At 71.7% G+C, this 26,407-nt stretch carries 25 protein-coding genes; 16 read left to right on the forward strand and 9 right to left on the reverse strand.

What is annotated here, in order from left to right:
• Positions 1 to 96 precede the first annotated feature (96 nt).
• Genes ACYVOM_RS21640 through ACYVOM_RS21660 form a run of 5 tightly spaced genes read left to right on the forward strand, consistent with a single transcriptional unit; the run spans position 97 to position 6,569 of the window.
• Positions 97 to 1,299: a flavin reductase family protein gene (locus tag ACYVOM_RS21640; protein WP_460305258.1), complete on the forward strand. Its 1,203-nt coding sequence runs from the start codon at positions 97 to 99 to the stop codon at positions 1,297 to 1,299.
• The gene (locus ACYVOM_RS21645) at positions 1,296 to 2,564 is read left to right on the forward strand and encodes an acyl-CoA dehydrogenase family protein (RefSeq protein ID WP_460305259.1); all 1,269 of its coding nucleotides are present in this window, start codon (positions 1,296 to 1,298) and stop codon (positions 2,562 to 2,564) included. Before ACYVOM_RS21640 ends, ACYVOM_RS21645 begins: the two co-directional genes overlap by 4 nt.
• The gene (locus ACYVOM_RS21650; protein WP_460305260.1) at positions 2,561 to 4,018 is read left to right on the forward strand and encodes an aldehyde dehydrogenase family protein; all 1,458 of its coding nucleotides are present in this window, start codon (positions 2,561 to 2,563) and stop codon (positions 4,016 to 4,018) included. The genes ACYVOM_RS21645 and ACYVOM_RS21650 overlap by 4 nt, the downstream gene beginning before the upstream one ends.
• Positions 4,018 to 5,163 (forward strand): FAD-dependent oxidoreductase, encoded by a 1,146-nt coding sequence (locus ACYVOM_RS21655; RefSeq protein ID WP_460305261.1) that lies wholly within the window; start codon positions 4,018 to 4,020, stop codon positions 5,161 to 5,163. The genes ACYVOM_RS21650 and ACYVOM_RS21655 overlap by 1 nt, the downstream gene beginning before the upstream one ends.
• The gene (locus ACYVOM_RS21660) at positions 5,160 to 6,569 is read left to right on the forward strand and encodes an aldehyde dehydrogenase family protein (protein WP_460305262.1); all 1,410 of its coding nucleotides are present in this window, start codon (positions 5,160 to 5,162) and stop codon (positions 6,567 to 6,569) included. The genes ACYVOM_RS21655 and ACYVOM_RS21660 overlap by 4 nt, the downstream gene beginning before the upstream one ends.
• Positions 6,570 to 6,714: 145 nt before the next feature.
• Here ACYVOM_RS21660 and ACYVOM_RS21665 read toward each other — a convergent pair whose 3' ends face one another.
• A complete protein-coding gene (locus tag ACYVOM_RS21665) occupies positions 6,715 to 7,953 on the reverse strand; it encodes a cytochrome P450 (protein ID WP_460305263.1) in 1,239 nt (412 codons plus the stop codon).
• Positions 7,954 to 8,152: 199 nt separating this feature from the next.
• Between ACYVOM_RS21665 and ACYVOM_RS21670 the strand changes: the two genes are divergently transcribed.
• Positions 8,153 to 9,115, forward strand: a complete 963-nt coding sequence (locus ACYVOM_RS21670) for an alpha/beta fold hydrolase (RefSeq protein ID WP_460305264.1) — start codon at positions 8,153 to 8,155, stop codon at positions 9,113 to 9,115.
• A 95-nt stretch (positions 9,116 to 9,210) separates the two neighbouring features.
• Here the strand turns inward: ACYVOM_RS21670 and ACYVOM_RS21675 are convergent, their stop codons facing one another.
• The gene (locus ACYVOM_RS21675) at positions 9,211 to 9,486 is read right to left on the reverse strand and encodes a Dabb family protein (RefSeq protein ID WP_460305265.1); all 276 of its coding nucleotides are present in this window, start codon (positions 9,484 to 9,486) and stop codon (positions 9,211 to 9,213) included.
• A 97-nt stretch (positions 9,487 to 9,583) separates the two neighbouring features.
• Between ACYVOM_RS21675 and ACYVOM_RS21680 the strand changes: the two genes are divergently transcribed.
• The 9 genes from ACYVOM_RS21680 (at position 9,584) to ACYVOM_RS21720 (ending at position 18,049) form a co-directional block, all read left to right on the forward strand.
• Positions 9,584 to 11,209 carry a nitrilase-related carbon-nitrogen hydrolase gene (locus tag ACYVOM_RS21680; RefSeq protein WP_460305266.1) on the forward strand — a complete coding sequence of 542 codons (1,626 nt, stop codon included), beginning with the start codon at positions 9,584 to 9,586 and terminating at the stop codon, positions 11,207 to 11,209.
• A 177-nt stretch (positions 11,210 to 11,386) separates the two neighbouring features.
• Positions 11,387 to 12,193 (forward strand): oxidoreductase, encoded by an 807-nt coding sequence (locus ACYVOM_RS21685; RefSeq protein ID WP_460305267.1) that lies wholly within the window; start codon positions 11,387 to 11,389, stop codon positions 12,191 to 12,193.
• Positions 12,190 to 13,131, forward strand: coding sequence for an alpha/beta hydrolase family protein (locus ACYVOM_RS21690; RefSeq protein WP_460305268.1), 942 nt, complete (start codon positions 12,190 to 12,192; stop codon positions 13,129 to 13,131). Before ACYVOM_RS21685 ends, ACYVOM_RS21690 begins: the two co-directional genes overlap by 4 nt.
• Positions 13,132 to 14,331 (forward strand): aromatic ring-hydroxylating dioxygenase subunit alpha, encoded by a 1,200-nt coding sequence (locus ACYVOM_RS21695; protein WP_460305269.1) that lies wholly within the window; start codon positions 13,132 to 13,134, stop codon positions 14,329 to 14,331.
• Positions 14,328 to 15,053 carry a hypothetical protein gene (locus ACYVOM_RS21700; protein WP_460305270.1) on the forward strand — a complete coding sequence of 242 codons (726 nt, stop codon included), beginning with the start codon at positions 14,328 to 14,330 and terminating at the stop codon, positions 15,051 to 15,053. Before ACYVOM_RS21695 ends, ACYVOM_RS21700 begins: the two co-directional genes overlap by 4 nt.
• Complete coding sequence (locus tag ACYVOM_RS21705; RefSeq protein WP_460305271.1) at positions 15,050 to 15,973, forward strand: hypothetical protein; 924 nt, start codon at positions 15,050 to 15,052, stop codon at positions 15,971 to 15,973. The genes ACYVOM_RS21700 and ACYVOM_RS21705 overlap by 4 nt, the downstream gene beginning before the upstream one ends.
• Positions 15,964 to 16,716, forward strand: coding sequence for an SDR family oxidoreductase (locus ACYVOM_RS21710; protein ID WP_460305272.1), 753 nt, complete (start codon positions 15,964 to 15,966; stop codon positions 16,714 to 16,716). Before ACYVOM_RS21705 ends, ACYVOM_RS21710 begins: the two co-directional genes overlap by 10 nt.
• Positions 16,713 to 17,309 carry a hypothetical protein gene (locus ACYVOM_RS21715; RefSeq protein ID WP_460305273.1) on the forward strand — a complete coding sequence of 199 codons (597 nt, stop codon included), beginning with the start codon at positions 16,713 to 16,715 and terminating at the stop codon, positions 17,307 to 17,309. Before ACYVOM_RS21710 ends, ACYVOM_RS21715 begins: the two co-directional genes overlap by 4 nt.
• The gene (locus ACYVOM_RS21720) at positions 17,306 to 18,049 is read left to right on the forward strand and encodes a maleate cis-trans isomerase family protein (RefSeq protein WP_460305274.1); all 744 of its coding nucleotides are present in this window, start codon (positions 17,306 to 17,308) and stop codon (positions 18,047 to 18,049) included. Before ACYVOM_RS21715 ends, ACYVOM_RS21720 begins: the two co-directional genes overlap by 4 nt.
• A 193-nt stretch (positions 18,050 to 18,242) precedes the next feature.
• Here ACYVOM_RS21720 and ACYVOM_RS21725 read toward each other — a convergent pair whose 3' ends face one another.
• Positions 18,243 to 18,833: a Maf family protein gene (locus tag ACYVOM_RS21725; protein WP_460305275.1), complete on the reverse strand. Its 591-nt coding sequence runs from the start codon at positions 18,831 to 18,833 to the stop codon at positions 18,243 to 18,245.
• 452 nt (positions 18,834 to 19,285) lie between these two features.
• Between ACYVOM_RS21725 and ACYVOM_RS21730 the strand changes: the two genes are divergently transcribed.
• Positions 19,286 to 19,867 (forward strand): hypothetical protein, encoded by a 582-nt coding sequence (locus ACYVOM_RS21730; RefSeq protein ID WP_460305276.1) that lies wholly within the window; start codon positions 19,286 to 19,288, stop codon positions 19,865 to 19,867.
• 135 nt (positions 19,868 to 20,002) lie between these two features.
• Here the strand turns inward: ACYVOM_RS21730 and ACYVOM_RS21735 are convergent, their stop codons facing one another.
• The 6 genes from ACYVOM_RS21735 to ACYVOM_RS21760 form a co-directional block, all read right to left on the reverse strand.
• Entirely contained in the window at positions 20,003 to 21,175 is a 1,173-nt protein-coding gene (locus ACYVOM_RS21735) for a Cmx/CmrA family chloramphenicol efflux MFS transporter (protein WP_460305277.1), read from the reverse strand.
• A gap of 184 nt (positions 21,176 to 21,359) precedes the next feature.
• Positions 21,360 to 21,839: a DUF6668 family protein gene (locus ACYVOM_RS21740; RefSeq protein ID WP_460305278.1), complete on the reverse strand. Its 480-nt coding sequence runs from the start codon at positions 21,837 to 21,839 to the stop codon at positions 21,360 to 21,362.
• Between the two features lie 1,027 nt (positions 21,840 to 22,866).
• Complete coding sequence (locus ACYVOM_RS21745) at positions 22,867 to 23,472, reverse strand: hypothetical protein (protein WP_460305279.1); 606 nt, start codon at positions 23,470 to 23,472, stop codon at positions 22,867 to 22,869.
• A 222-nt stretch (positions 23,473 to 23,694) separates the two neighbouring features.
• Entirely contained in the window at positions 23,695 to 24,441 is a 747-nt protein-coding gene (locus ACYVOM_RS21750; protein WP_460305280.1) for an amino acid ABC transporter ATP-binding protein, read from the reverse strand.
• Positions 24,438 to 25,514 (reverse strand): amino acid ABC transporter permease, encoded by a 1,077-nt coding sequence (locus ACYVOM_RS21755; protein ID WP_460305281.1) that lies wholly within the window; start codon positions 25,512 to 25,514, stop codon positions 24,438 to 24,440. The genes ACYVOM_RS21750 and ACYVOM_RS21755 overlap by 4 nt, the downstream gene beginning before the upstream one ends.
• Positions 25,511 to 26,395 (reverse strand): ABC transporter substrate-binding protein, encoded by an 885-nt coding sequence (locus ACYVOM_RS21760; protein WP_460305282.1) that lies wholly within the window; start codon positions 26,393 to 26,395, stop codon positions 25,511 to 25,513. The genes ACYVOM_RS21755 and ACYVOM_RS21760 overlap by 4 nt, the downstream gene beginning before the upstream one ends.
• Between the last annotated feature and the right edge of the window lie 12 nt (positions 26,396 to 26,407).

Raw genomic sequence — 26,407 nt, forward strand, 5'->3', positions numbered from 1 at the left:
ATGGGAAACATCACGGGAAACGCGTTGACACCCGCTCTTCGACGTTGTTACCTTCTGCGGGACAGTGTTTCCATAAGCGAAACGAGGGGGGCTCAGGTGGCGGTCGACGCCGAGACCTTCAGATCCGTGCTCGGCCAGTGGCCCACCGGCGTGGTCCTGGTGACCACCACCTCCGGTGAGACCTGGCACGGCATGACGGCCAGCTCGTTCTCCAGCGTGAGCCTCGATCCGCCGCTCGTCCTGGTGTGCCTGGACAAGAACCTGTACAGCCACCGGCTCATCTCCGAGAGCGGGCTGTTCGGGATCAGCATCCTCGGCCGCGACCAGGCGGACCTCGGGCAGGCTTTCGCCGGGAGACTCGCGCCCGAAGAGCGCTTCGCGGGCCACGACTGGGCCACCGCCGCCACCGGCGCCCCGGTCCTCGCCAACGCGCTCGGCTGGCTGGACTGCCGGGTCGTACACGCCTATCCGGGCGGCGACCACACCATCTTCGTGGGCGAGGTGCTGGCCGCCGAGACCCCGCGCGCGACAGGCCCGCTGCTGTTCCACTCCCGGTCCTGGGGCCAGCTCGCCGACCCGCTGCCCGCCGAGATCGGCCTCGCCGACACCGGTCTGGCCGCGGCGCTGGAGCGGCGCGGGCTGCCGTCGGAGGACCTGCTGCGGGCCGTCCAGAAGGCGGGCCTGCGCACCCGGATCGGCGCGGCGCCCTTCCCGGACGCCTCCTTGCACTCGGCCCTCGTGGACGGGCAGGACGACGTGCTCCCCGAGACCGGAACCGTCGAGTTCCGCTACCGGGACGCCGGCGGCGCGGACCGGCTGGTGAGCGCGGCGCGCGCCAAGGGCGCCCAGGCCGTCGGCCGCGTCCCGGACGCCTTCTCGCCGGGCAACCGCGACGCCTCCGTGGCGGCCGTGGCCGATCTCGTCGCCGCGGGCTGCGCCGAGATCGCCCTCGACGAGGGCGCGGAACCCGCCTCGCCGCTGCACCTGCGCGAGCTGCTCCGCGACGCCGTCGCCGTGGCTGGCGACGTGCCGCTGCGGGTGCGGCTCGCCGAGAACGCCGGGCTCGGCCTGGCCAACGCGCTCACCGCCATGAAGAGCGGTGTGCGCCACTTCGACGTCACTCTCGGAGGGCTCGACGACGGCCTGTGCGCCGTCGACGTGCTCTTCCTCGCGACCCGGCTGGACGTGGCCAGCGCCGCCGACCGGGACGCCCTGGTCGCGGCGGCGGCCGACCTGGAGACGGCATACGGGTCTCCCCTGCCCGGCCGTACCTATCGACTCGGAAGGACCTCGATATGACACTCATTGCCGAAAAGCTGCTGACCAAGCTCACCGACGCCGAGAAGGCGCGGATGGAGAAGGTCGAGAGCGTGCTTCCCGCGCTGCGCGAGGCTGCGGCCAAGGCCGACGAACTCGGCGAGTTCCCGATCGGGCACATCGCCCTCATGCGCGAGGCGGGCATCCTCGGGCTCATCGTGCCCGAGGAGTTCGGCGGCCTCGGCGGCGGCCTGCGCGACCTGGCCGGGGCCACCTTCACGCTCGGCTCGGCCTGCCCGTCGACGGCGCTCGCCTACTTCTTCCACAACACCAGCGCCTCGCGCGGCCTGCTCCCCTTGGAGGCGATCGAGGCAGGGCTGTTCTCCGAGGAGGAGAACCCGGTCGTCGAGGCGTTCGCCAAGAAGGTCCTCACCCTGATGGCCGGCGGCACCTGGCTGGCGAACTTCGCCAGCGAGGAGGTCAAGAGCTCCAGCGCCAACATCGCCATCGCGACGACGGCCGAGCCCGTCGAGGGCGGCTGGAAGCTCAACGGCGTCAAGTCCTTCGGCTGCGCCACCGGCGTCGCCGACATCTACCTCGTCACGGCCAAGGTCGCGGACACCACCGACGCGAACGGCCTGTCGCTGTTCCTGGTCAAGCGCGAGTCCCCCGGCGTCGCCTCCCGCGACAAGTGGAACGGCCTGGGCATGCGCGCCTCGGCCAACGACGGCATCACCCTCACCGACGTGTTCGTCGCCGAGGAGGACGCCCTCACCGTCCCCGGCTCGTTCGTGAAGATGCTCCAGATGAGCCGCGGCAGCTTCGTCGGCAACCAGCTCGCCATCATGGCGAACTACCTGGGCGCGGCCCAGGGCGTCTACGACTACGCGCTGGAGCGCCTCACCGGCAAGCGCTTCGCCGACACCGGCAAGTCCATCGCCAGCTCCCCCATGCACCAGGTGATCATCGGCGAGATGACCGAGCGCCTGGAGACCGGCTACCACTGGCTGCGCCGCCAGCTCGAACTGGAGACCTCCGAGCCGCCGCTGCTGCCGAAGGCCGACGTGTACCGTCAGTGGCGGCTGGCCAAGGGGAGCATCTCCGAGGCCTGCTTCGACGTCGTCGTCGGCGCGTTCAAGGCCTGCGGCACCTCCGCCGCCACCATGGACGGCGTGATCGGCCGCGGTCTGCGCGACCTGTCGATGGCGCTGGTCATGACGTTCCCGCCCGAGCGGGGCAGGCTGGAGGCCGCTTCGATGATCACCGACGACCGCGAGAACGAGCTGTTCGCGAGCGTGAACAAGTGACGCCGAACCCCTTGCGCGACCTCGTCGCCGGGCAGTGGCGCGACGCGGAGATCGAACTCGCCCTCGTCCGGGAGAACCCCCTCACCGGCGAGAGGCTCGGCCCGGCCCTGGCCACCTCCCCCGCGCGGGTCGAGGAGGCGCTCGCCGCCGCCGACGCCGTCCAGGACGCCTGGGCGGCGACCACGCCGGAAGAGCGCGCGACCGCCCTGGAGGCCGTCGCCGCCGCGCTGGAGCCGCGCGTCGCGGAGATCGCGGCGCTGGAGTCCTTCGCCACCGGCGTGCCGATCCGGCAGACCCTGCCGCTCGGCATGATCATCACCGGCTCGTTCCTGCTGGCCGCGGGCCAGCTCCGCGAGGGCTGGCTGACCCGCACCCTCCAGCGCGAGGACGGCCGCGACACCGAGGTGCTGCTGCTGCCCTGGGGCCCGGCCCTGTGCCTGACCCCGTGGAACGCGCCCGCGCCGATGGGCGCGCACAAGGTCGCCAACGCGCTCGCCGCGGGCTGCCCGGCGATCCTCAAGGCCAGCGAGTACGTGCCCTACGGCAGCCAGCTCATGGCCGAGGTCATCGACGGGGCCCTGCGCGAGGCGGGCGTCCCGGACGGGGTGTTCCAGTTCGTCCAGGGCGACGCCTCGGTCGGCGGGAAGCTCACCCTCGACGCCCGGGTCCGCGCGGTGTCGTTCACCGGCGGGGCCAAGGGCGGCGCGGCGGTCGCGGCGGCGTGCGGCGCGGGCGTGAAGCCGGTCCAGCTGGAGCTGGGCGGCAACAACCCGCTCGTCATCCTGCCGGGCACCGACACCGCGGTCGCCGCGCGCGCCGCGGTCGACCTCCTGACCACGCTGAACGGCCAGTGGTGCCGCGCGTTGGGCAGGCTCATCGTCCCGGCCGAGGACCACGACGCGATCGTCGCGGCCGTCCTCGACCGGCTCGCGACGCTGAAGCCGGGCGACCCGCTCGACGAGGCGACGGACTTCGGGCCGCTCGTCCACTCGGCGCACCGCACCCTCGTGGAGGCGCAGCGCGCGGAGCTGGGCGGCACGGTCCACACGTCGCTGAAGGTCGCCGAGGAAGGCAACTTCCTGTCTCCGGCGCTCGTCACCGGGGTGCCCGCGGACAAGGCGGTCGAGGAGATCTTCGGCCCGGTCGCGACGGTCCATCCCTACGGGACGGTCGAGGAGGCTCTCGCGCTCGCCAACGGCACCTCCTACGGGCTTGAGGCCTACGTGTTCGGGCCCGACGAGCAGGAGGCCCTCGCCGTCGCGCGGAAGGTGCGCGCGGGCGAGGTGAAGGTGAACGGCTCCAGCATCATGAGCCTCCACCTGTTCGCCCCCCGCCCCGCCTGGGGCCGCTCGGGCCTCGGCGAGGAGGGCACCGCCGAGACGCTGCGGTTCTTCACCAACCCCCGGGTCGTCGGCACCGAGGGCGGCTTCGCGCTGCACTCGCGGGAGGCGTGATGCGCGTCGTCATCGCCGGGGCCGGGCCCGTCGGACTGACCGCGGCCGTCGGGCTGGCCCGCCGCGGGTTCGCGGTGACCGTCCTGGAGGCCGGACCGGGCCTCGCGGCCGAGTCCCGCGCCTCGACCTACCACCCGCCGACGCTGGAGATGCTCGCCGACCTCGGCGCGCTCGACCGGCTGATGGCGCGGGGCCTGGTGTCGCACACGTTCCAGTACCGGGAGCGGAGCGGCGGCGTCGTCGCCGAACTGGACCTGCGGCTGCTCTCGCACGACACGCCGTACCCGTACCGGGTGCAGTGCGAGCAGAGCAAGCTGACGCCGATCCTCCTGGACATGCTCCGGGAAGAAGGCGGCGAGGTCGTCTTCGACGCTCCCGTCGTGGACGTCGTGCAGGATTCCGAGACCGCCACCGCGATCACCGAGGACGGCGCCCGCTACACGGGCGACTGGCTGATCGGCGCCGACGGGGCGAGTTCGCGCGTCCGCAAGGCCCTCAACGTCGAGTTCGAGGGGATCACCTACCCCGAGCGGTTCCTGGTCGCCTCCACCGAGGAGGACCTGGAGACGCTCATCCCGGGGATCGCCGCGGTGAACTACGTGTTCGACCCCGAGGAGTGGCTGGTCCTGCTGCGCACGCCGGACCACTGGCGGGTGCTGTTCCCCACGCCCGACGACACCCCCGACGAGGTGGAGCTGGCCCGGCTGCCCGAGCGGCTGCGCGGCGTCGCCGACACCGAGTGGAAGGTCGCCCACTCGACCCTCTACCGGGTGCACCAGCGGGTCGCGTCGGACTTCCGGACGGGGCGGGCCGTGCTCATCGGCGACGCCGCCCACGTCAACAACCCGCTGGGCGGGATGGGCCTCAACAGCGGCATCCACGACGCCGTGGCGATCACCGCCGCGCTCGGCGCGGTCGCGGCCGGCGAGGGCACCGGGCCGCTGGACGAGGCGTGCGCGAAGCGCCGCGACGTGGCCAAGTCGTTCGTGCAGAAGATCACCCACTCCAACTGGGAACAGCTGCGCGATCCGGACACCCACAAGGCGGGCCTGCGCGAGCTGGCGGCCGACCCCGTCCGCCAGCGGGCGCACCTCCTGCGCACCTCGATGATCGCCTCGCTGCGCTCCGTCGAAGGCGTGGCGTGAGCGGCTCGATCACGGTCGAGAACCCGAGCCGGATCGGCGAGACCGTCGGGGAGGTCGCCGTCTCCTCGGCGGCGGACGTCGACGCGGCGGTCCGCGCGGCCGACGCGGCGCAGCGCTCCTTCGCCGCGCTCCCGGTCGCCGAGCGGGTGGCGGTGCTGGAGCGGGTCGCGGGCTCCCTGGAGGACGATGAGGCGCTCGCCGGGCTGCTCGCCCGCGAGAGCGGCAAGCCCCTCGCGGACTGCCGCGGCGAGATCCGGTTCGCGGGCGTCTACCTGAGGTGGGTCGCCTCCCGGGCGCAAGGGGTGCTGGCCGACGCCGTCACCGACGATCCTTCCGGGCGGCTGCTGCTGCGGCGGCGGCCGTTCGGGGTCGTCGGCGCGATCACCCCGTGGAACGCGCCGGTCATCCTCACCCTGCTCAAGGTCGGCCCGGCGCTCGCGGCGGGCAACGCCATCGTGGTGAAGCCCTCTCCGCTGGCCCCGCTGGCGATCGCGCGGATCCTCGCGCGGTTCCCCGACGGGCTCGTGCACGCGGTGCACGGCGAGGCCGACGCGGGCGTCGCGCTGGTGTCGCATCCACTGGTCCGCAAGGTCGCCTTCACCGGTGGCGAGGCCGCCGGGCGCGCCATCGGGGCGCTGGCCGGCCGGGCGCTCAGCCCCGTCGTGCTGGAGCTCGGCGGCAACGACCCCGCGGTGTTCCTGGCCGACGCCGACCTCTCCGACGCGGCCATGGACCGGCTCGTCATGGGGTCGTTCCAGAGCGCGGGCCAGGTGTGCATGGCCGCCAAGCGGCTGTACGTGCCGGAGTCCCGGTTCGCCGAGTTCCGGGACGCCTACGTCGCGGCGGCGGCCCGGACCGTCGTCCTCGGCGACGCGCTCGGGCCGGACACCACGGTCGGCCCGGTCATCAGCGCGGCGGCGGCCGAGCGGCTGCGCGGCCTTGCGGCACTGGGCGAGCCCATCCCCCTCGGGCGGGTCGCGGTGGACCTCGACCGGGGCCACTACGTGCGCCCGACCCTGCTCACCGGACTCGACGACGCCTCCCCCGTCGTCGCCGACGAGCAGTTCGGGCCCGTAGTGCCCGTCCTGACCTACCGGGACGAAGAGGACGTCCTCGCCCGGGCCAACGCGGGCGAGCTCGGACTCGGCGCGTCGGTCTGGTCGGCCGACGAGGACCGCGCCTTCGCGTTCGCCCGGCGCTTCGAGGCCGGGTTCACCTTCGTCAACACCCACGGCCGGACCGGCATGGCCCTGCGCGCGCCCTTCGGCGGCGTGAAGCGCTCCGGCTTCGGCCGCGAGTACGGCGACGAGGGCATCGCCGAATACGCGCAGACGTGCGCGGTGCACCTCCCCGCGGCCTTCCGCGCGGGTGGGGCCGGCATGGGCGCCGCCGCCTATCCCGTCTGACCCTCCGAGACTCCCGGCCGTTCGAACGCGCCCGTTCGGCCGGGAACCCCGGTTGTGCCCTCACCAGGGCACACCGGGCAAGAGCCCCGGACACACGGCCTCATCGTGTGCCGGGGCTCGCCCCTTCCAGGCAGGAAGGCCGGGGCTACGCGCGCGTCAGCGTCACCGGAAGGGTCTTGAAACCGCGCAGGGCGAGGCCGGACGCGCGGACGGGGTCGCCGGCGGGCTCCAGGGACGGGTAGGCGGCGCTGTAGAGGCGCTCCAGGACCACCTGGGCCTCGACCCTGGCCAGGTGAGCCCCGAGGCAGAAGTGGACTCCCGAGGCGAACGAGAGGTGCACGGGGGCCTGCCTGCGGACGTCGAGGGCGTCGGGCCGCTCGGCGATCGCCGGATCGTGGTTCGCCGCGCCGATGACCGTCACGACGACCTCGCCGGGCCGCATCCGCGCGCCCGCGAAGTCGGTCTCCTCCAGCACCGCGCGCAGGTCGATCTGGACGGGCGAGTCGAACCGCAGGAACTCCTCGACCGCCGACGGGACGAGCCCCGGGTCGGCGCGCAGGATCGCCTCCTGGTCGGGCCGGGAGAACAGCGCCGAGGCCGCGTTCCCGAGCAGGTTCGTGGTGGTGACGAAGCCCGCGGTGAACAGCAGCAGCGCGGTGGAGATCATCTCGTCGCGGGTCAGCCGCTCGCCTTCGGGCGCGGTCGCGAGGCGGGACAGCAGATCGTCCCCGGGACGGGCGGCCTTGTCTTCGAGGAGGGCGCCGAAATAGTCGCCGAGGTCCTCGCGCGCCTTCATCGCGGCGCGGAACCCGTCGGCTCCCTCGTCGGCCTCCATGAGCGACAGCATCGTGCGCACCTGCGCGGTGAACGGCTCCCGGTTCTCCTCGGGCACCCCGAGCAGGTCGGAGATGACGTTGACGGGCAGCGGCAGCGCGAGCCCTTCGAGGAAGTCGGCGCCGGGCCGCTCCGCCAGCCCCGCGAGCAGCTCGTCGGCGCGCCGGGCGATCTGCGGCCGCAGCTCCTCCACGTGCCGGTTGGTGAAGGCGGCGCTGACCGCGCGCCGCAGCCGCGTGTGCTCGGGCGGGTTGGTGATGAGCATGGTCCGCCCGTACCTCTGGCGGGCCTTGCGGACCTCGTCGCCGATCTCGGCGGCCATCCCGAAGCCCAGCTGCTCGTCGCCCTTGCCGAACGCCCGGTGCCGCAGCGCCGCGTCGCAGTCGGCGAACCGGGACAGCACCAGCGCCCCGTCGCCGGAGCGCAGGACGGGCGCGGCCTCCCGCAGCCGCCGGTAGGCCGGATAGGGGTCTTCGGGAGGCGCGGTGAACACTCCCTTGAACAGCTCGTCGACTTCCGGATCGCTGATCGGCCCCGCCTGCGTCGTCATGCCTCCAGCGTTTCCATCCGATCACAGCGAGTCAACTAAGAGGAGGCCACCTAGACCCCAAGCCTCTCGCGACGCCTTGATCCCATCGTTACCGAACCGCGTTCCAGCCCCTGGTTGACCACCGGGTCACTTCGGGCGCTAATGAGGGCCAAGAAACGGCGACGTCGTTTCGCATCACGGAACGTTGGGAGTGTGCTCCATGCGCTTGGCCGCTCTTCTGTCCTCGGCCGCCCTCGCCGCCGCCGTCCTGGCCCCCGCCTCCTCCGCCTCGGCGGTCGCGGTCACCAGGGTCCAGACCACCGTCAAGATCAGCTGCGCCTTCACCACCCTCGACCAGCCGGCCGACTGGTACCTGCCGGCCGGGACCCCCAAGGGCCTCGTCTGGCTCCAGCACGGGTTCGCCCGCTCCAAGAACGCGGTCGCCGACCTCGCGGGCAAGTACGCCGCCCAGGGCTACGTCGCGTTCGCGCCGAGCCTGCCCATCGCCAACCTCTTCGGCTGCACGCTCCAGAACCTCGGCAACAACACCGACTTCATGGCGAACATCGGCAAGCTGTTCGGCCAGGCCGCCAGCTCCGGCGGCCAACTCGCCACGAGCTTCGCCAAGGCCAAGGCCGCGGCGAACCGGCCCGAGCTGACCCTGCCGACCAAGCTGGTCTTCTCCGGCCACTCCGCGGGCGGCGAGGCCGTCACCTACGTGGCGAACCGGGTCCGCACCGACTACCCGGCGACCTTCGCGAACCTGCGCGGCCTGGTCCTGCTCGACCCGGTCAACGCGGTGATCGGCTCGAACCTCAAGACCGGCCTCCAGGGCCTCAACACCACCACCAAGCCGATCCTCACCGTCTCCGGCGCGGACGGCACCTGCAACAGCTCCGGGTCCGGCACCGACCTCGTCCAGGCCGAGCTGGACCGGCCGTTCGTCGGGGCCCGGCTGACCACGGGATCGCACGTCGACGCCGAAGGCGCGTCCACCGACGCGATCGGCACCCTCGCCTGCGGCACCTCGAACCCCGCCAACGTCGCCATCCTCCAGAGCCTGGCCGTCACCTGGCTGACCGACCAGTTCGAGGGCACGACCACCGCCGCCTACTACCCGGGCGGCTCCTACTACGACAGCAAGATCGCCTCCGGCGAGCTCCAGACGCTGGCCGGTTCCTGATCCCCGAGAACACCCGAAGGCCGCCGCGGGAAAACACCGCGGCGGCCTTCGCCTTGCCCGGACGCGCTCCCGCGGGGGTTCCCGCGGGAGGCGCCTCAGAAGTCGACGGTCGCGCGGGAGGCCAGGCGCGGCCGGAGCCAGCCCGCGACCTCCAGGTGCGCGGGGTGCTCCTGGTAGCCCTTGAGCTCGTCCAGGTCGGCGTGCTCGGTGAGCAGGACGAGGTCCCAGGAGACCGCGGCGCGCACCACGTCGATGCCGACGGTCAGCTTCCGGATCTGCGGTACACCGGGTACGAGACCCTCCAGCAGCTCCTTCGCCTTGGCCGCGTCGGCGGGGTCGGTGAACTTCATCAGGACGACATGGGTCAGCAAGGCGGCTCTCCAGCTCTCCGGAATCTCTTCCCAACGGGTGGCACTGATTGTATGTTTTGGAAACAGCGTTTCGCTAGAGGAACCAGGAGGGCTCACCATGTCGGCCAAGTTGCGGGTCGCGGCGGTCCAGTTCGCCGCCGGCGAGGACGTGGAGGCCAACCTCGCGGCCTGTCTCCGGATGATCGACGCCGCCGCCGCGGAGGGCGCGGAACTCATCGTGCTACCGGAGTTTTGCAATCATTTGTCCTGGTATGAAAGCCGAGTTACGGCTCACCGTAAAGCCTGCACGCTGGACGGCCCCTTCCTCCAGGCGATCGCCGAGCGCGCGGCCCGCCACGGCGCGTACGTCAAGCTCAACGTGACACTGGCCCGCGAGGGCGGCCGGACCACCGCGACCAGCCTCCTGTACAGCCCCGAAGGCGAACTGCTCGGCCAGTCCGACAAGCTCACCCTCATGGGCGCCGAAGGCGACCACCTCAATCCCGGCGAGGCCCCCGGCCCCATCGTCGAGACGCCCGTCGGCAGGATCGGCCTGTACGCCTGCATGGAGGGCGTCACCGCCGACGTCACCCGCGACCTGTCCGTGCGCGGCGCGCAGCTCCTGCTGAACAGCCTCAACTCCTTCGCCACCGACGAGGCGAGCCTGCACATCCCCGTCCGCGCCGCCGAGAACAAGGTGTGGGTGATCGCCGCCAACAAGGTCGGCTCCCTGCTGCCCGAGGCGCACCTGCCCGCGATCGCCGAGAAGCTCGGCGTCCCCGAGGAGTGGCTGCACGGCGCGGGCGAAAGCCAGATCGTCGCCCCCGACGGCACCGTCCTGGCCCGCGCGCCGCGCACCGGCGAGGCCGTGGCCGTCGCCGACATCGACGTCTCGGCCGCCGACCTGAAGGTGCGCGGCGACGGCACCGACATCCTCGCCCGCCGCCGCCCCGAGCTGTACGGGCCGATCGCCTCCGCGCCCGTCGCGCGCACCGCGCCGGCCGGGGCCGAGGCCGCCAAGGTCGCCGTGGTCGCCTCCGCCGACCCGCTCGCGAAGGCCGCCGAGGCCGCCGCCGCGGGCGCCGAGCTGATCGTGCTCCCGGAACTCGCCTTCGGCGACGCCGAGCGGGACGAGGTCGCCGCCGACCTCGCCAAGGCGCTGTCCGGAACCTCCGCCCACGCCGTCACCAGCGTCCGGGACGGCGACGCGCACGTCGGCCTCGTGGTGTCCGCCGAGGGCGAGGCCGGGGCCCAGCTCCAGCTGCACGCCTCGGCCCGCACCCCGTGGGCGACCCGGCTGGGCGAGGCCGTGGAGGTCTTCACGCTGCCGTTCGGCCGCCTCGCCGTCGTCGTCGGCGACGACGCGGTGACGCCCGAGACGTTCCGGCTCGCCGCGATCGCCGACGCCGACGTGGTGGCCGTGCCGCGCGCCTCGGGCGAGGCGTGGGAGACCGAGCTGGGCCTTCCCGAGCGGGCCGCGGAGAACCGGCTGAACGTCGTCTCGGCCTGGACCGAGGGCGGCCAGGTCCTCGACCTCACCGGCGACTTCACCCTCTGGACGGCCTGGGAGGGCCCGTTCACCGGCCGGATCAGCCACCCGATCATCACCGAGACGGGCCTGGGCGTCACCTACGCGGTCGTGCACCCCGCGCAGGCCGTCAACCGCTTCGTCTCCAAGAACACCGACCTCGTGAACGGCCGCGCCTGGCACTCCCTCGCCGGCCTGACCGCTCCGGTTTCATGAGCGGTCAGGCATTGAGCGGTCCAACCTGAGCGGCACGTCCCGATCGGCGCGGCCCGATCGGGACGGAAACCGCACCGTAACGCCGTGAGCGTTGACAGCTCACCCCTGCGGCTCAAGAATGGAAACAGTGTTTCCCCTAGCGAACCAAAACCCTCCGAACCAGGACGGACGATACAGATGAGCAGCGAGACCATCCAGTCCGTCGAGCAGATGCTCGACAGCCGGCCCGTCACCGACGTGACGGTCACGTTCGAGCGCTACCAGGCCCTGCTCCTGGAGCTCAAGGCCAAGATCGACGCGCGGTTCGAGACCACCCGCGACCCGTCGACCCTGGAGCTGGAGTCCTACGGGACCTACCCCGAGGGTCCCGGCGGACGCGTCTCGGCCTACTCCGGCCCCGAGATCGACTGGATGGTGCACTCCTGGCTCGGCAACCCCGCCGCCAGCTTCGCCAACCTCCACCTGACGGTCTGGCTCGGCCCGCACATCCGCGTCCCCCACCTCGGCATCGCCCTGCTCGTCTGGCCCGAGGGCTGGTTCTACGTCGACTCCGTCCCGCGCGTCTCCCTCGTCATCGACGGCGAGTACTACGACAAGTACTACGCGCCCGTCAACGAGCCGTGGCTGAAGTTCAAGGACGACAACCCCGAGTTCACCTGGTTCACCAGCCCCGCCGCCTTCATCCGCACCAGCCTCTCCCCCACCGCCAACTGCTACTCCTTCCCGCTGTCGGAGGACAACCTCCAGGCCGTCGAGAAGTGGGCGCGCGAGCACGTCGACCGCTGGCTCGCCTGGGTCGACGAGGCCGAGGAGGTCCCCGAGGACGAGCGGGCGGCGCTGCGCGAGACCGACCTGACGATCCGCCGCAACATCGCCGAGCGCGACCCCGCCAACTCCATGGGCGTCCGCTTCTTCGGCGAGGAGCTCACCGAGAAGCTCGTCCGCGCCCTGTGGGGCGGCGACCGGGAACTGCCCCGCCCGTGAGCACCCTCATCAGGTCCCTCTGGACGGCGGCCCGCACCCACGGCGAGCCGCCGTTCGACACCGCGCACCTCAAGGTCTACTACCCGGCCATCGCCGAGGGCACCGACGCCGAAAGGCTCAGCGGAGTCTTCCCGCCCGCGCCCGGCAAGTTCCCCGTCGTCGTCTTCATCTCCGGCGTCAACGTCGCCCAGGACTCCTACCGGACCCTCGCGATCGAGATCGCCAAGGCCGGCTACATCGTGGCCACCTTCGACCGGATCGCCGAACTGTTCGGCGGCCAGGTCGGACTGACCCCCGGCGTCGACCTGGAGGCCGCCAAGCCCGGCACGTACGGCACCCGGCCCACCTGCCCCGCCGTCCCCGCGATCCTCGACGCGCTCGCCGGGGTCGACCTGCTCAAGGACGCGATCGACCTCGACCGGGTCGCGCTCGGCGGCCACTCCGCGGGCGGCACCGTCGCCCTCCAGTCCGCCAGGTTCTTCCCCGGCATCAAGGCGGTGTTCGGCTACGGCACGCACACCATGGTCGCCACCATGCTCGGCTGGCCCGCCGGAACCGTGCTGCCCGCCCAGGTCGACACCCCCGTCTTCCTCGCCGTCGGCGACCGCGACGGCGTCATCCTCGGCAGCAGCGACCGCTACGGGCAGGACGGCAACGCCGACCCCGTCAGCCGGACCTTCACCGAGGCGCTCCCCGGCACCGGCCACTACCTGGCCGTCCTGGAGGGAGCCAACCACTTCACGGTCGCCGACCCCGTCGATCCGACCGCCGCGCGGGCCTTCCTCGACATGGAGCCCTCAAGGGACCCGGCCAAGAGCAGGCGCGACTACCTGGAAGTGCTCACCGCCTTCCTGGACGCCCTCCTCAAGGACGACCCAGAACCACTGGAGCGAGTGCGGAAGAACCCGCCGGGCTCCGTAGAACTGCTGGAGCGATAGATGCTGAAGAACTTTTGGTACGCGGTCGAGTTCTCGCACGAGATCACGACGAAGCCGAAGAAGATCACCTGCCTGGGCCAGGATTTCGTGATCTACCGGACGTCCAAGGGCCAGGTCGTCTGCCTGTCCGACCTGTGCGCCCACCGCGGCGCGGCCCTGTCGGGCGGCTGGATCAAGGACGACTGCGTGGTCTGCCCCTACCACGGCTGGGAGTTCGAGCCCGGCGGCGAGTGCACCAAGATCCCGGCCAACCTCGAAGGCCGCGGCATCCCCAAGAAGGCCCGCGTCGACTCCTACCCGACCGAGGAGCGCTACGGGCTCGTCTGGGCCTTCCTCGGCGACCTGCCCGAGGAGGAGCGCCCGCCGATCCCCGTCTGGCCCGAGTTCGACGACCTGAAGAAGGACGGCGGCCGGTGGAAGCCGGTCTACGGGGAGTACCTCTGGAACTCCAACTACGAGCGCATCCTTGAGAACGGCTGCGACATCTCCCACACCCCGTTCGTCCACGCGGGCGCGTTCGGCAACCCCGAGCGCCCCGAGGTGGAGGAGTACGAGGTGAACATGCCCGACGAGTGGTCGGCGTTCGCCACCGTCCGGCTGTACCCGCCCAAGCCCAAGGGCATCTGGGGCAAGATCACCGGCGGGAGCAACAAGAACCTCAAGGAGCGCCCGCCGGTCGAGACCAGCGCCGGCTGGATGCTGCCCAACATGATCAAGCTGCACGTGCGGCTGCCGATGGGCAACATCATCATCTACGACAGCAACGTGCCGATCAGCGAGACCCAGACCCTCGTGAAGTTCGTCGCCCTGCGCGACTTCTTCACCGCCGACTGGGCCGACGCCAACGCGCTCAAGCGCATCTACCGGATCTTCGAGCAGGACGCCCCCGTCGTCGACGGCACCCGCCCCGAGCTGCTGCCCGCCGACCTCGCCGCCGAACTGCACGTCAAGTCCGACCTCATCGCCGTGCACTACCGCCGCCGCCGCCAGGAACTCGCCGACAAGGGCTGGATGCTCGGCGACGAGGACCGCATCGTGGGCGACGTGCCGCGCCGCGAGGCCACCGTCATCGCCTCGCCCGCCCGCAAGAACAACCCCGCGCTCGCCCGTGCCTGGGTGCACAAGGCCCGCGGCGAGCACCCCCGCGTCGACGACTCCATCATCGCCGGCGAAGCCGAAGCCAAGGAAGGGCAGCAGTGACCTCTCTCCCCAAGGCCCTGTTCGACCGGACCCTCGCCAAGATCGAGGAGATCGACGACCTCAAGCTCGTCCTGGCCGAGGACCTGGCCGGATCGTTCGGGCCCGACCCCGTCGGACGGCTCGAGGTCCGGACGGGCACGAAGCTGGCCAAGGTCGTCTCGATCGGGCTCGTCGTGCCGCAGATCGGCATGGACAGCCACATGATCTTCGCGTTCCTGCCGTCGGACTCGCCCGTCCCGCACTTCACGCTCGACTCCGTCTCGGCCGGCGGGCAGCTCGCCTTCCACCTCGACCTCGTCCCGCGCGCCGACCTCGCCGCCCACCTCGACTACCTCGACGCCGCCTTCGAGCCGCTGACGCCCGCGTTCGACCGGTCGAAGGAGGTCTTCGGGGCCTCGCGCGCCGCGATCGGGCCGCGCCAGTACGCGATGATGTCGTCCTGGATGCTCGTGCACCGCGCCGACGAGGAGCAGTTCAAGGAGGTCGACACCTTCGTCGACGACTACTTCGGCCACTGGAAGTCCCTGGTCGAAGGCGGCTTCTCCGACGCGGTCCTCGCCACCCTCCACGACACCGACCTCGCCGCCCGCGACGCCCTCAACCGCTCCTACCTGTTCAGCCCCGAGGTCGACCCGGTGTGGGCGAACGTCACCCGGCTCGTCGGCCAGGAGGCCTCCGACCGGCTGCGCGCGCACCTCATCAGCAACGAGGTCGACCTGTGAGCGAACCCAGCGAGTGGCAGACCCGCATCGCCGGCGAGTGGCACGGACGGCCCTCGCTGTTCGACGGCCAGGGCGTCTGGTGCGGGTACGAGGACATCCGCCGCTCCTCGGTCTTCGAGGACGGCAAGACCATGTACTACATGGACGGCGGCCTCGAAGGCGGCGGGAAGCTCGCCGGGCAGTTCCGGCTCGGCGCGCCCTTCGCCTTCGGCGTCATCGACTCCGACGCCGACCGCGTCTACACCGGCCCCGACTTCTACGGCACCGGCCAGCCTTACGGCGGCTTCGTCGACGCCCACTACTACGGGCCCGGCTGGCAGGTCGACCTCAACACCTGGAACCACAACCTGCCCGACGGCGAGACCCAGGTCTACTCGTCGGTGCTGTACCAGGGCTGGACCGTCGTCGGCTGCTTCAACGGCGTGTACAAGCGGCCGTCGTCGCCCGACTACGACATCCCCGCCCACCTGGCGGCCGAGACCCGCAACGGGCCCGTCCCGTTCATCCTGCCGACGAAGCAGGCCGGCGGGTACGAGGGCGTCTGCGAGCTGTGGGGACCCGACCAGAAGCTCATCGGGGACGTCACCGTGACGCTGGAGCTGGAGCCGATCGACCTGCTGCGCACCCGCGCGCACGTCACCTGGTCCGGCGCGATCGAGCGGTCCTACACCGTCGAGCAGCGGCGCGACGGGACCAAGCTGTTCTACGAGGGCCCCGAGGCATGGGGGAACTCCCAGGCCTTCGGGCGGGCGAACTTCCCCAGCGTCCACTTCACCGACATCGTCAAGATCAAGGGCCGCGAGTTCATGATCGACGCGACGCCCGGGATGAGCGCGGGCCAGACCCTCGCCGTCAACTACGAGGTGTTCGAGGGCAACCGGCTGTCCGGCGTCATCCACGGAGTCCTGACATGGCGGTAGTCGTCGTCACCGGAGGCACCCGGGGCATCGGGCGCGGCATCGCCAAGGAGCTGATCGCACGCGGCGCGACCGTCGTCATCTGCGGACGCTCCGGCGTCGACGAGGCGGCGGCCGAACTCGGCGCGACCGGGGTCGTGTGCGACATGACCGACCGCGCCCAGGTCGAGGCCCTGTGGGAGAAGGCCGCCGCACTCGGCCCGGTCGCCCACTGGGTGAACAACGCGGGCGTCACCACCTCCCGCAAGCACCTCGCCGACCTGCCCGTGGCCGAACTGGAGACCGTCGTCTCCGCCAACCTGCTCGGCGTGATGAACGGCAGCGCCGTCGCCGTCAAGCACATGCTCGCGCAGGGCTCCGGCACCGTCTGGAACATGGAGGGCTTCGGCAGCGACGGCCGCACCATGCCCAACCTCACCGCCTACGGCGCCACCAAGCGCGCGGTCACCTACGTGACCGACAGCCTGGCCAAGGAGCTGAAGGACACCCCGGTGAAGGCCGCGCACCTGTCCCCCGGCATGGTCCTCACCGACCTGCTGACCAACGACTACACGCCCGAGGAACTGGAGAAGACCAAGAAGATCTTCAACATCCTCGCCGACAAGGTCGAGACCGTCACCCCGTTCCTCGCCGAGGGCATCCTCAAGGGCGTCAAGAACGGCGGCCGGGTCGCGTGGCTGACCGGCGGCAAGATCGCCTTCCGGTTCGCCACGGCGGGCTTCCGCAAGCGGGACCTGTTCTCATGAGCCAGATCGAGTACACCGTCCCCTTGGCGGCCGAGGACTTCGTGCCGGTGGCGCTCACCGTCACCGGCGTCCTGCTGCTGTCCAAACTGGACGACCTCGACACCCGCCTGGTCCGCACGGCGGCACTGCTGCTCGGACTGGGCGGGTTCGCCAAATGCGGCTGGAAACTCCTCATCGCCGCCACCGACATCGACCTCTGGGTGATGCCACTGCTGCTGTTCCCGCTGCTGTCGGCAGGGTTCCTCACCCTCGTCAAGGCACTGGAGCCGCGGCTGCCCATCGCCGCCGCTGCGGGCGTCTGGATGGCGGGCCTCGCCACCTCGTTCGCGATCGGCGACACGCTGCCGATGCTCGTCCTCACCATCGGCACCAGCACCGCGGCGGCGGTGTACCTGTTCCGGCGGCACAAGCTGTTCCTGCTGTGGATCGCCGGACAGTACGCGCTCGGCCCCCTCGGCGGCCAGGAGCACCAGACGATCACCCTCCAGTGGATCGAGCAGTCGATCAACACCGCGTCCCAGGCGGTCTTCGCCTTCGCCGCCTGGCGCGTGCTCACCCTCCAAGAGGCCAAGAAACAGGAGACCCCGGCATGACCGACGCACTCGGCTGGCGCCGCAAGTTCGGCGTCATCGCGCCCTCGACCAACACCATCGTCGAGCCCGACTTCTACCGGATGGGCGTCCCGGGCGTCACGTCCCACTTCTCCCGCATCCACATCCGCGACCAGAACATGGCCGGCGACGAGGGCATGGAACGGCTCCTCGACCAGATCCGCGACGAGATCGGCGCCTCCTGCGAACGCGTCATGACGTGCGAGCCCGACTACATGGTCATGGGCATGTCCGCCGAGACGTTCTGGGGCGGCGTCGAGGGCAACCGCCAGTTCGTCAAGCAGATCCACGACCTCACCGGCCTCCAGGTCGCGACCGGCGCGGAGGCCTGCGAGCGGGCCCTCAAGCTGTACGGGGCGCGCCGCATCGGCGTCGTCACCCCCTACCAGCCCGTCGGCGACGCCAACGTCAGGACCTTCTTCTCCGAACTCGGCTTCGAGGTCGACAAGATCATCGGCCTGAAGTGCCCGACCGCCGTGTCGATCGCCCACGTCACCGAGGACGAACTGCGCGCCGCCGTCAAGGAACTCGCCGCCGGCGAGGTCGACGCCGTCATCCAGTGCGGCACCAACCTCTCCATGGTCGGCCTCGCCGACGAGGCCGAACGCTGGCTCGGCCTGCCCGTCATCGCCATCAACGCCGCCACCTGGTGGATGGCCCTGCGCGAGAACGGCATCACCGACCGCGTCGAGGGCGCCGGCAGCCTCCTGCGCGACCACTGACCCACCCCGGCCTCACGCAGGCCGCCAGGCGGCCTTCCCGCGCCCCCTGACCGGCGGTGGGCCCCTCCACGCCCCCCGGAGGCCCACCGCCCCCCTCAAGCCCCCTCCCGGGGGCTTTTCCGCTTCCAGGCCTACCTCCAGGCGAGGCGCACCGCGTGAGGGCGCGCCGCAGGTCTCCCGCCGCGCCCGTGGTTCAGCGGCTCCAGAGTTCGGTGTGCTCGATCCCCAACTCGCGCAGCAGCCCCCCGAGCACCACGACCGACAACCCCAGCACGTTGTTGCTGTCGCCGTCCATCCCCTCGACGAACCAGGCCCCGATCCCGTCGATGGTGAACGCCCCCGCCACCGCCGAAGGCTCCCCCGAAGCAACATAAGCCCGGATCTCCGCCTCGGAGGGCTCCGCGAACCGCACCACGGTCGACCCCACCGCCGTGGCCTCCCGCCCCGTCGCCCCGTCGATCACACAGTGCCCGGTGCGCAGCACCCCGCTCTTCCCCCTCCGCTCCAACCACCACCCCACAGCCTCCTCATCACTCTTCGGCTTCCCCAGCCCCCGCCCCTCGAACTCCAGCAACGAATCGCACCCGATCACCACAGCATCCCCCACCTCCTTGGCAACCGCCCGAGCCTTGCTCACCGCCAACACCTCCACCAACTCCCCCACAGACCCAGCCCGCACCCCATCCTCATCCACCCCACTGACAAAAACCTCGACCCCCACCCCGGCCCGCTCCAAAATCCCCCGCCGAGTCTTAGAGGCCGACCCCAAAACCACCCTGCGCATACCCACACCCCTTCGTCGATTTTCCATCTCGAACCGGCACACCACTTTCCCGGCATGGACGCCGTGTCCCCCACATCCCTTATCACGGCGCGGAGCCCCGTCCAGGTGAAGCCGAGCATGCCACCGCGCTCCTCCGCCCGCATCCGCGCCCCAAGGGCTCGGTCACCGCCGCCGTGGCGACGTTTCAAGGCCATGCCGAAGCGCACCCACGCCACGGCGTCCACCGAACGGATCCTGGCCTCTCCCCATCGACGCCCTGCGGTCGCTCACACGTCCTGGAGCACGAGGAGGCGCCCGAGGCTGCCAAGTCCAGGCGAGCCCGCTGGCTGTGGTGACAGAACGGTATCGGTCGCGAGATTCTCCGCGGAATCATCTTTTTTCGTGTCCGTTCGGTCACCGGGGGCGACTATGTTGGGGACATGTCCCCCCGACAAGGTTCTTCCGGTGCCGGTGTGAGCGGTGAGCCGGATCTCGATGGTGGTGTCGAAGGCGGCGTGCGGAAGGCGGCTCCGCCCACGGCGGTGCAGTTCCGGCCGGCGGCCGAGGATGCGCGGGCCAGGGCGGAGGAGGGCGGGCCCGTGCCGCCCGCGCCGCTGCCGCTGCATCCGGCGGCCGCGCAGTACCTGCCCTACCGGGCGGCGCAGCCGTTCGCGCCGTGGCCCGCGGCGACGGCGGTGGCGCGGCGGCCCGCGTCCTGGGGTTCGCGGCGGGCCCGGATCGAGGAGCTGGAGGCCGAGAACGCGCACCTGCGCGCCTGGGTCGCCCACCTCGGCGGCGCCGAGCCGCTGCACCTGGTCATGGAGACCGACAGGCTGCGGCGCGAACTCAGCGCCCTGCACCACGCGGTGCACACCGCGCGGGCCGAGCTGACCGCCACGCACGCGGCGCTCACCCACAACACGGCGGCGCTCACCCGGAACACGTCCGCGCCGACCGCGCCGCCGACCCCGTCCGGCGACGCCTCCAGAACACCGAGCCCTTTCCGTCGCATCACCCTGCCGTCGCGGCGCAGGACGTCCCCCGACGCCACCTGACGCCGTCCGCGGCCTCGACCTCGGCGCGCCGCACCCCGCCGTCCGGGCCCGTCCGCACGGTCCCGGGCGACGCGGCGCGCCGCAGGAGGGGCGGCCGGGAAGCCAGCCTCAGCTCCCCGACCGCCCCGCACGCCGTCAGGGCGTCCGCGGCCCGGCCTCCTCCGCTTCACGGGCGGTGAGCGCGCGGTGGAACGGAGCGCAGAGCAGGGCCGTGCCGGCGAGGGCCGCGGCCGTCCACGCCGGACCGGTCGCCGCGGCGTCGAGCGTGCTCGCGGCGAGGACGGGACCCGCCGCCGCGCCGACGTTCAGGGACGCCGTGGCGTAGGACCCCGCCATGGTCGGCGCTCCGGCGGCCTCGTAGAGGACGCGGGCGATGAGCGTGCTCCCGACCGCGAAGGCGAGCCCGCCCTGCGCGAACATCAGCACGAGCAGGGCCGCCGGGTGCGGCGCGGCGAGCGCGAACGCCGCCCAACCGAGCGGCAGGAGCGGCCCGCAGACGGCGAGAACTGCCGTGGGACGGGTGTCAGACAGCCGTCCGGCGAAGGCGACGCCCGCGAACGAACCCGCCCCGAACAGCACGAACGCGCCGGGCACCCACAACGGCCCGAGTCCCGCCGCCTCCGTGACGACCGGCGCGAGGAACGTGAAGGCGCCGAACGTCCCCGCGGTGACCAGGGCCGTGGCCGTCAGGACGACGGCGAGGCCGGGCCGCCGCAGTTCGGCGAGTTCCCTGCCGAGCCGGGGCCCGGCGGGCGCGTCTGCCCTGCCGTCCGGGACGCCGCGCAGCACCCCTAGCGCGACCGGCGCGCACACCAGCGCGACCGCCCAGAACGCGGCCCGCCAGCCGAGCAGCGCCCCGAGCAGCGCCCCGCCCGGCACCCCCGCGACGGTCGCCGCAGTGGTGCCGCCCAGCAGCACCGCCAGGGCCCTGCCCTTCCGGTCGGCGGGGACGAGCGCGATCGCCGCCGTCAACGCGACCGCGAGGAACCCGGCGTTCGCGAGCGCCGCGACGACCCGGCTGAGCAGCAGCACGGAGAGGTCGTCCGCGACGGCCCCGACGACGTGGGCCGCGCAGAAGACGCCGAGAAGGGCCGGCAGGGCGATGCGGCGCGGCCACCGGCGGGCCAGGGCCGCCGTCAGGGGCGCGCCCGCCGCCATGCCGACGGCGAACGCCGAGGTGAGCAGGCCCGCGTCCGCGACGGGCACGTCCAGATCGGCGGCGATGTCCGGGAGCAGCCCGGCGAGCATGAACTCCGACGTGCCCATGGCGAACACCGCCACGGCGAGAAGGTAGAGCGAGAAAGGCATCGAGAGATCCCGAGGTGAGAAGAGACGTGGAAACGTCGTCTGGTCACCGCGGTCAGCGCCCTGTCCCGCGCCTCAGCGCCGGGACGAAAGGACACGCTTCACTGTTCTCAGGGGGCTGACGGGTGACCGAGAGCCCCCACCCTGGATGCCTCAGGACCGGCCATGCCGCCAAGCTAGCACGTGCTCAGACACCCTCGCGGTTGATGCTCTGGAGGGAGCTCACCCAGCCCTCGTTCACCAGGTCGCGGCGCAGGAGACGCAGCGAGCGCGGCAGGCGGCCCACCTCGGACGGCTGCCTGCCGAGCCGCAGCGCGCCGATGTACTCGACCTCCCAGACGTGGGGCACCGCCGCGCCGAGGGACTCCCGCAACTGGCGCAGGTCGCGTGGAAGGCGGCCCGGCGCCCACGAGTTGAGGACCAGGCCGAGAAGGTTGATCCCGTTCCTGAGGGCGGGATGCTCGGCGTGCTGGCGGGCCGCGACATGGACGGCCCGCATGCCCGGCGCGTCCGGATGGGCGACCAGCACCACGTTGGCGCGCCCCGTTTGGGGGACGGGCCAGCACCGGCCCGCGTCGCGCATCCCGAGCAGCGACGCGAGCGTCGTCGCCCCGGCCCCGCCGTGGCAACCGACGAGCCAGATCGCCTGGGCCCTGTCGTCGCGCACCTCCCGCGCCGGAAGCCCCGGATGCGGGCGTCGGACCGTTCCGCGTATCGGCACCTTCCCGCCTCTCCCGACCGCGCCCAGCATTTAAACGTCCACACGCATGAACGAACACTCCACTTTTTGCGTTAACGCCTTTTCGGCGGACCGGCGCATCGGCATCATGCGGCAAAGGCGAACTATCGCCCCCCATGCTTCCAAAGTTTCCCCCGGAAGAACATCCGGGAACCATGATCTTTCCGTCGGGACACCCCTTCCCGGACGACCTCCGGCCGCACCACTCCATCCATTTGCGCCGACGTCCATTCTGTCGCGCCCCTGACAAACCTGACCCGATCTGCAGAAACGCCGCGGCGCCGTACCGAAACCGCCCATCCCGTGCTCCACCGGGCCCGGTCCAGCGCCGACACGCCCGTCAGAACCGGTAATGCGGCAGACACAACGACACCCCGCCCACCGCCGCCCTCCCCCGCCGGCGACCCCATCCACCGCGCCGAAACCCCGCCGAGGCCCCGGACGACGGAATGGCGCTCCCCCGCGGACCCCGAACCGACCGCGTTCCCCGGAAAACGGCAACACCTTCCCAGGCGGCACCTTCTGCCGGAAAGAAGCGCCCGATAAGCGTGCCGACCGCCGTGCCGCCCGAACCCGCATCGTCGCCGTCGCAATACTTCCCGTGACGGCGTCGCGTTACCGCAGATAATTGCGCCGCGACCGGCGCCGCCGGGCACCGCCCGGCGCATTTCCGCCGCCCTCGCCCGACGCGCGATCCCTTTTTCGGACGGAAGAATCCGCCCAGGGCGAGGCGGCCGGAATGCGCGCTCCGCGCACCACCGCGCGCCAGGCGGCCCGCATGTCGCCGTTCCGGTTCCCGCCGCCCCCGCATCCGACCGTTCGCGCGCGAGCCGCCGCACGCCGCCGCGAAGCCTGCTAACGCAAAGAACCTCAAAGGGTTTTGTCGCTTTTCAAGCGATCATTCCGTTTTATTGGAGAAATTCCACGGCGCGACCCCCGCCCGCGAGGGGCGCGGTCAGGCGAAGAGCGGGCGGCGGGAGCGCAGCGAGTCGGCGATCTCGTGGCCCAGGGGACGCCCCGCGGCGTCGAGGAGTTCGGGGACGAGAAGGGTCCCGGCCTCGCGCGGGTCGGCGACGCCGTGGACGGTCGCGCCCGCCGCGACGGCGACCGTGCCGGAGACCGGCGCGCGGAAGTCGAGGTGAAAGTCCGAGGTGGCGACCGCCAGCTGGAACTCGGCGGGACCGTGCGCGCGCAGGAAGCCGCCTCCCGGGCCCTCGTGCGCGCCCACCACCGCGCCGCGCACGTCGAGCGCTCCCCGCACCGCCACCTCCGGCCCGCCGTGCAGCAGCACGTTGCGCGCCCGCAGCCGTCCGGTGACGAGGAAGAACACCCCGAACCCGTCGGTCGCCCAGTCGAGGTCGCCCCGGACGGACAGGTCGCCGTCCACGACGACGTGGTGGACGGGGTGGTCGACGAAGTCGGACACCAGGTCGTCGTCGATCTCCAGATCCCCGACGAAGCAGCGGATCTCCTCCGCGCGCCGCCCCGGATACGGGTAGCCGAAATCCGCGCTCAGCCGATACGCGTCCTCGGCGCTGCCCGCCGACATCACTTCGAACATGCGTGCGCCTCCCGGTGACCACCGTACCGGCCCCGGGCGGCCCCATGGGCCGCTTCCCCGCAGACGGCGCGGGCGCCTGCTCCGGGATGCCGCGGGCGCCTCGCCGCCTCAGCGGGCGAGGACCGCGACGCGGCGCGGCCCGGGTGCGTGCACGCGCTCGGGCAGCGGTGGACCTTCCAGGTGACGGGCCCGGTCCGGGCTCCTCCGCGGACCGGCCCGGACTCAGAGGCGTCCGGCCAGGGACACCTTGCGCAGGAAGTCGCGGGTGCGCTGCTCGCGGGGATCGTCGAAGATCTGGGCCGGCGGCCCCTGCTCCAGGATGCCGCCGCCGTGCAGGAAGCAGATCCGGGAGGAGATCTCGCGGGCGAACCCCATCTCGTGCGTGGTGAGCAGCATCGTCATCCCGCTTTCGGCGAGGTCGCGGACCATGTCCAGGACCTCGATGACCAGTTCCGGGTCGAGCGCGGAGGTGATCTCGTCGAGCAGGAGGATGCGGGGGCTCATCAGCATCGTGCGGGCGATCGCCGCGCGCTGCTGCTGGCCGCCGGACATCCGGTCGGGATAGGACCCCGCCTTGTCGGCGAGCCCGACCCTCCCCAGCATCGCCATGGCCCGCTCCTCGGCCTCGGCCTTCGTGCACAGGCCCGTCTTCACCGGCGCGAGGACGGCGTTCTGCAGGACGGTCATGTGCGGGAACAGGTTGAAGCTCTGGAAGACCATGCCGACCTGCCGCCGCAGCCGCACGAGATCCACCCCGGGGCCGGAGACGACGTCCCCGTCCACCGCGATCTCGCCGCCGTCGATCGCCTCCAGCCCGTTGACGCACCGCAGCAGCGTGGACTTGCCGCACCCGGACGCGCCGATCAGGCTGATCACCTCGTGCGCGGCGACGTCCAGGTCGACGCCGTGCAGCACGGTGTGGTCCCCGTAGGACTTGGTGACGCCGCGCAGTTCGATGAGCGGGCTCATGAGGACTTCCTTCCGCCGCGCGCCAGCAGGTAGTCGACGAACCGGGTCTGCGGGATGGTGATGACCACGAACAGCAGGCAGACGACGGTGACCGAGGACAGGTTGTAGTAGTTGGCGGAGTAGATCTTGGCCTGGGCGAACGCGTCGATGATGCCGACGACGTTCACCAGCGCGGTGTCCTTCTGCAGGGCGACGAACGCGCCGAGCAGCGGCGGGACGATCCGGCGGACGGCCTGCGGCAGGATCACGTACCGCAGGGTGTGCGCGCGGGACAGGCCGAGCGAGAGCGCCGCCGACTCCTGGCTGGGGTGGATCGACTCGATGGCCGACCGGTACAGCTCGGCGTTGTAGGCGCTGTAGGTGAGGGTGAGGGCGACGATCGCGTAGACGACGGGCGGCGCGTCGCTGAGCACCGGGATACCGGCCAGCGGGATGCCGAACGCCACGAGGTAGATCACCACGATGGCCGGCAGGCCGCGGAACAGGTCGATGTAGGCGACGGCGAGCAGGCGCAGCGGCCTGCCGCCCTTGCCGGGGGCGAGCCGGGCGAGCGCCAGCAGCAGGCCGAGCACCAGCACCAGCGCCTCGGCGACGACGGCGATGAGCACGTTGTACCAGAGCGCCTTGGCCGTCTCGGCGAAGCTGGTCCGCATCAGGTCCCAGCGCAGGAACGTCTCGCGGACGACCCCGTCGCTGACGGTGAGGAAGAAGACGAGCGCGAGGAGGCACAGGCAGAAGCCCGCGACGCCCAGCGCGGTCCACGACGAGTCCCGGGACCCGGCCGCGGCCTTGCGGGCCTCGCTGATCCGCCCGCCGGACAGCGCCTTCGCCGCCGCCGCCGAACCGCGCAGCCCCTGCCACGCCGGGATGCCGACGACGACCACGGCGACCACGGCCGCCGCCAGGACGACCACCGAGCCCGTCTCCAGCCGGTGCACCGCGCCGGCCGTCACCGCGACGGTCGCCGCGACGGTCAGGGCGGCGCCCGTCCAGGCCGCGATGTTGAGCGGCCGGGACCTGGGCGGCGGCACGGGCGCCTTCGCGCCCACGGGGATCTCGACGGAGGCCGTCACGACGCGGACCACACGGGCAGGTCGTCGGGGTTGCCGCCGAGGAACGACTCGAACTGCTCGGTGAAGATCCGGTCGAGCGTCCCGTCGGCCTTCATCTCACCGATGATCTCGTTGACGACCGAGGTGTTGGCCGACCCCTTCGGCAGCATCACCGCCGCGTCACCGCCGACCTCGTACTGGCCGACCACCTTGACCGAGTCGCCGATCTGCTGCGCGTTGAGCATCACGAGGGTGGTGTCGAGGATGACGGCGTCGATCTGCTTCGCGCGAAGGGCCGTCATCATGTCGTTGATCGACTGGTACTGGCTCGCCTTCTGCGCCGGCCGGAGCTCCTCGTTGACGAACGCGTCCTGGACGGAGCCGAGCAGGATGCCGATCTTGGCGTCCTTGATCGTCGTGGCGTCCAGGGTGCTGTCGGACCGGACGAGGACGCCGCTCTTGACGTTCAGGTACGGGTCGGTGAAGTCCGCGACCTTCTCGCGCTCCGGCGTCTTGTAGAGCTGGTAGATCGTCAGGTCGTAGTCCTTCGTGCGGCCGCTGACCAGGGCGTCGAAGGAGACGTTCTTCAGCTCGAGGCCGGGGACGCCGCCGCGGTTGGCGATCTCCGCGGCCAGGCAGTAGGAGTAGCCGCTCTTCACGCCCTGCGGGGTGTCTCCGTTGTAGTCGCCGGGCGCGGGCAGGGCGGCCTGGATGGTGAGGACGCCGTCGTCCACGGTGGTGAGCTTGTGCGAGCCGTACTCGCCGCTCACCTTGCACTCACCGTAGGACGGGGCGCCGTCGGCGGCCGTGCGGGAGTCCGATCCTCCGCAGGCGGTGAGCAGTCCGAGGCCCAGGGCAGTGACGCCGAGCAGGCCCGCGACCCGGGTGGTGATGACCGACATGGTTCTTCTCCT

The sequence above is a fragment of the Actinocorallia aurea genome, from assembly GCF_054783995.1.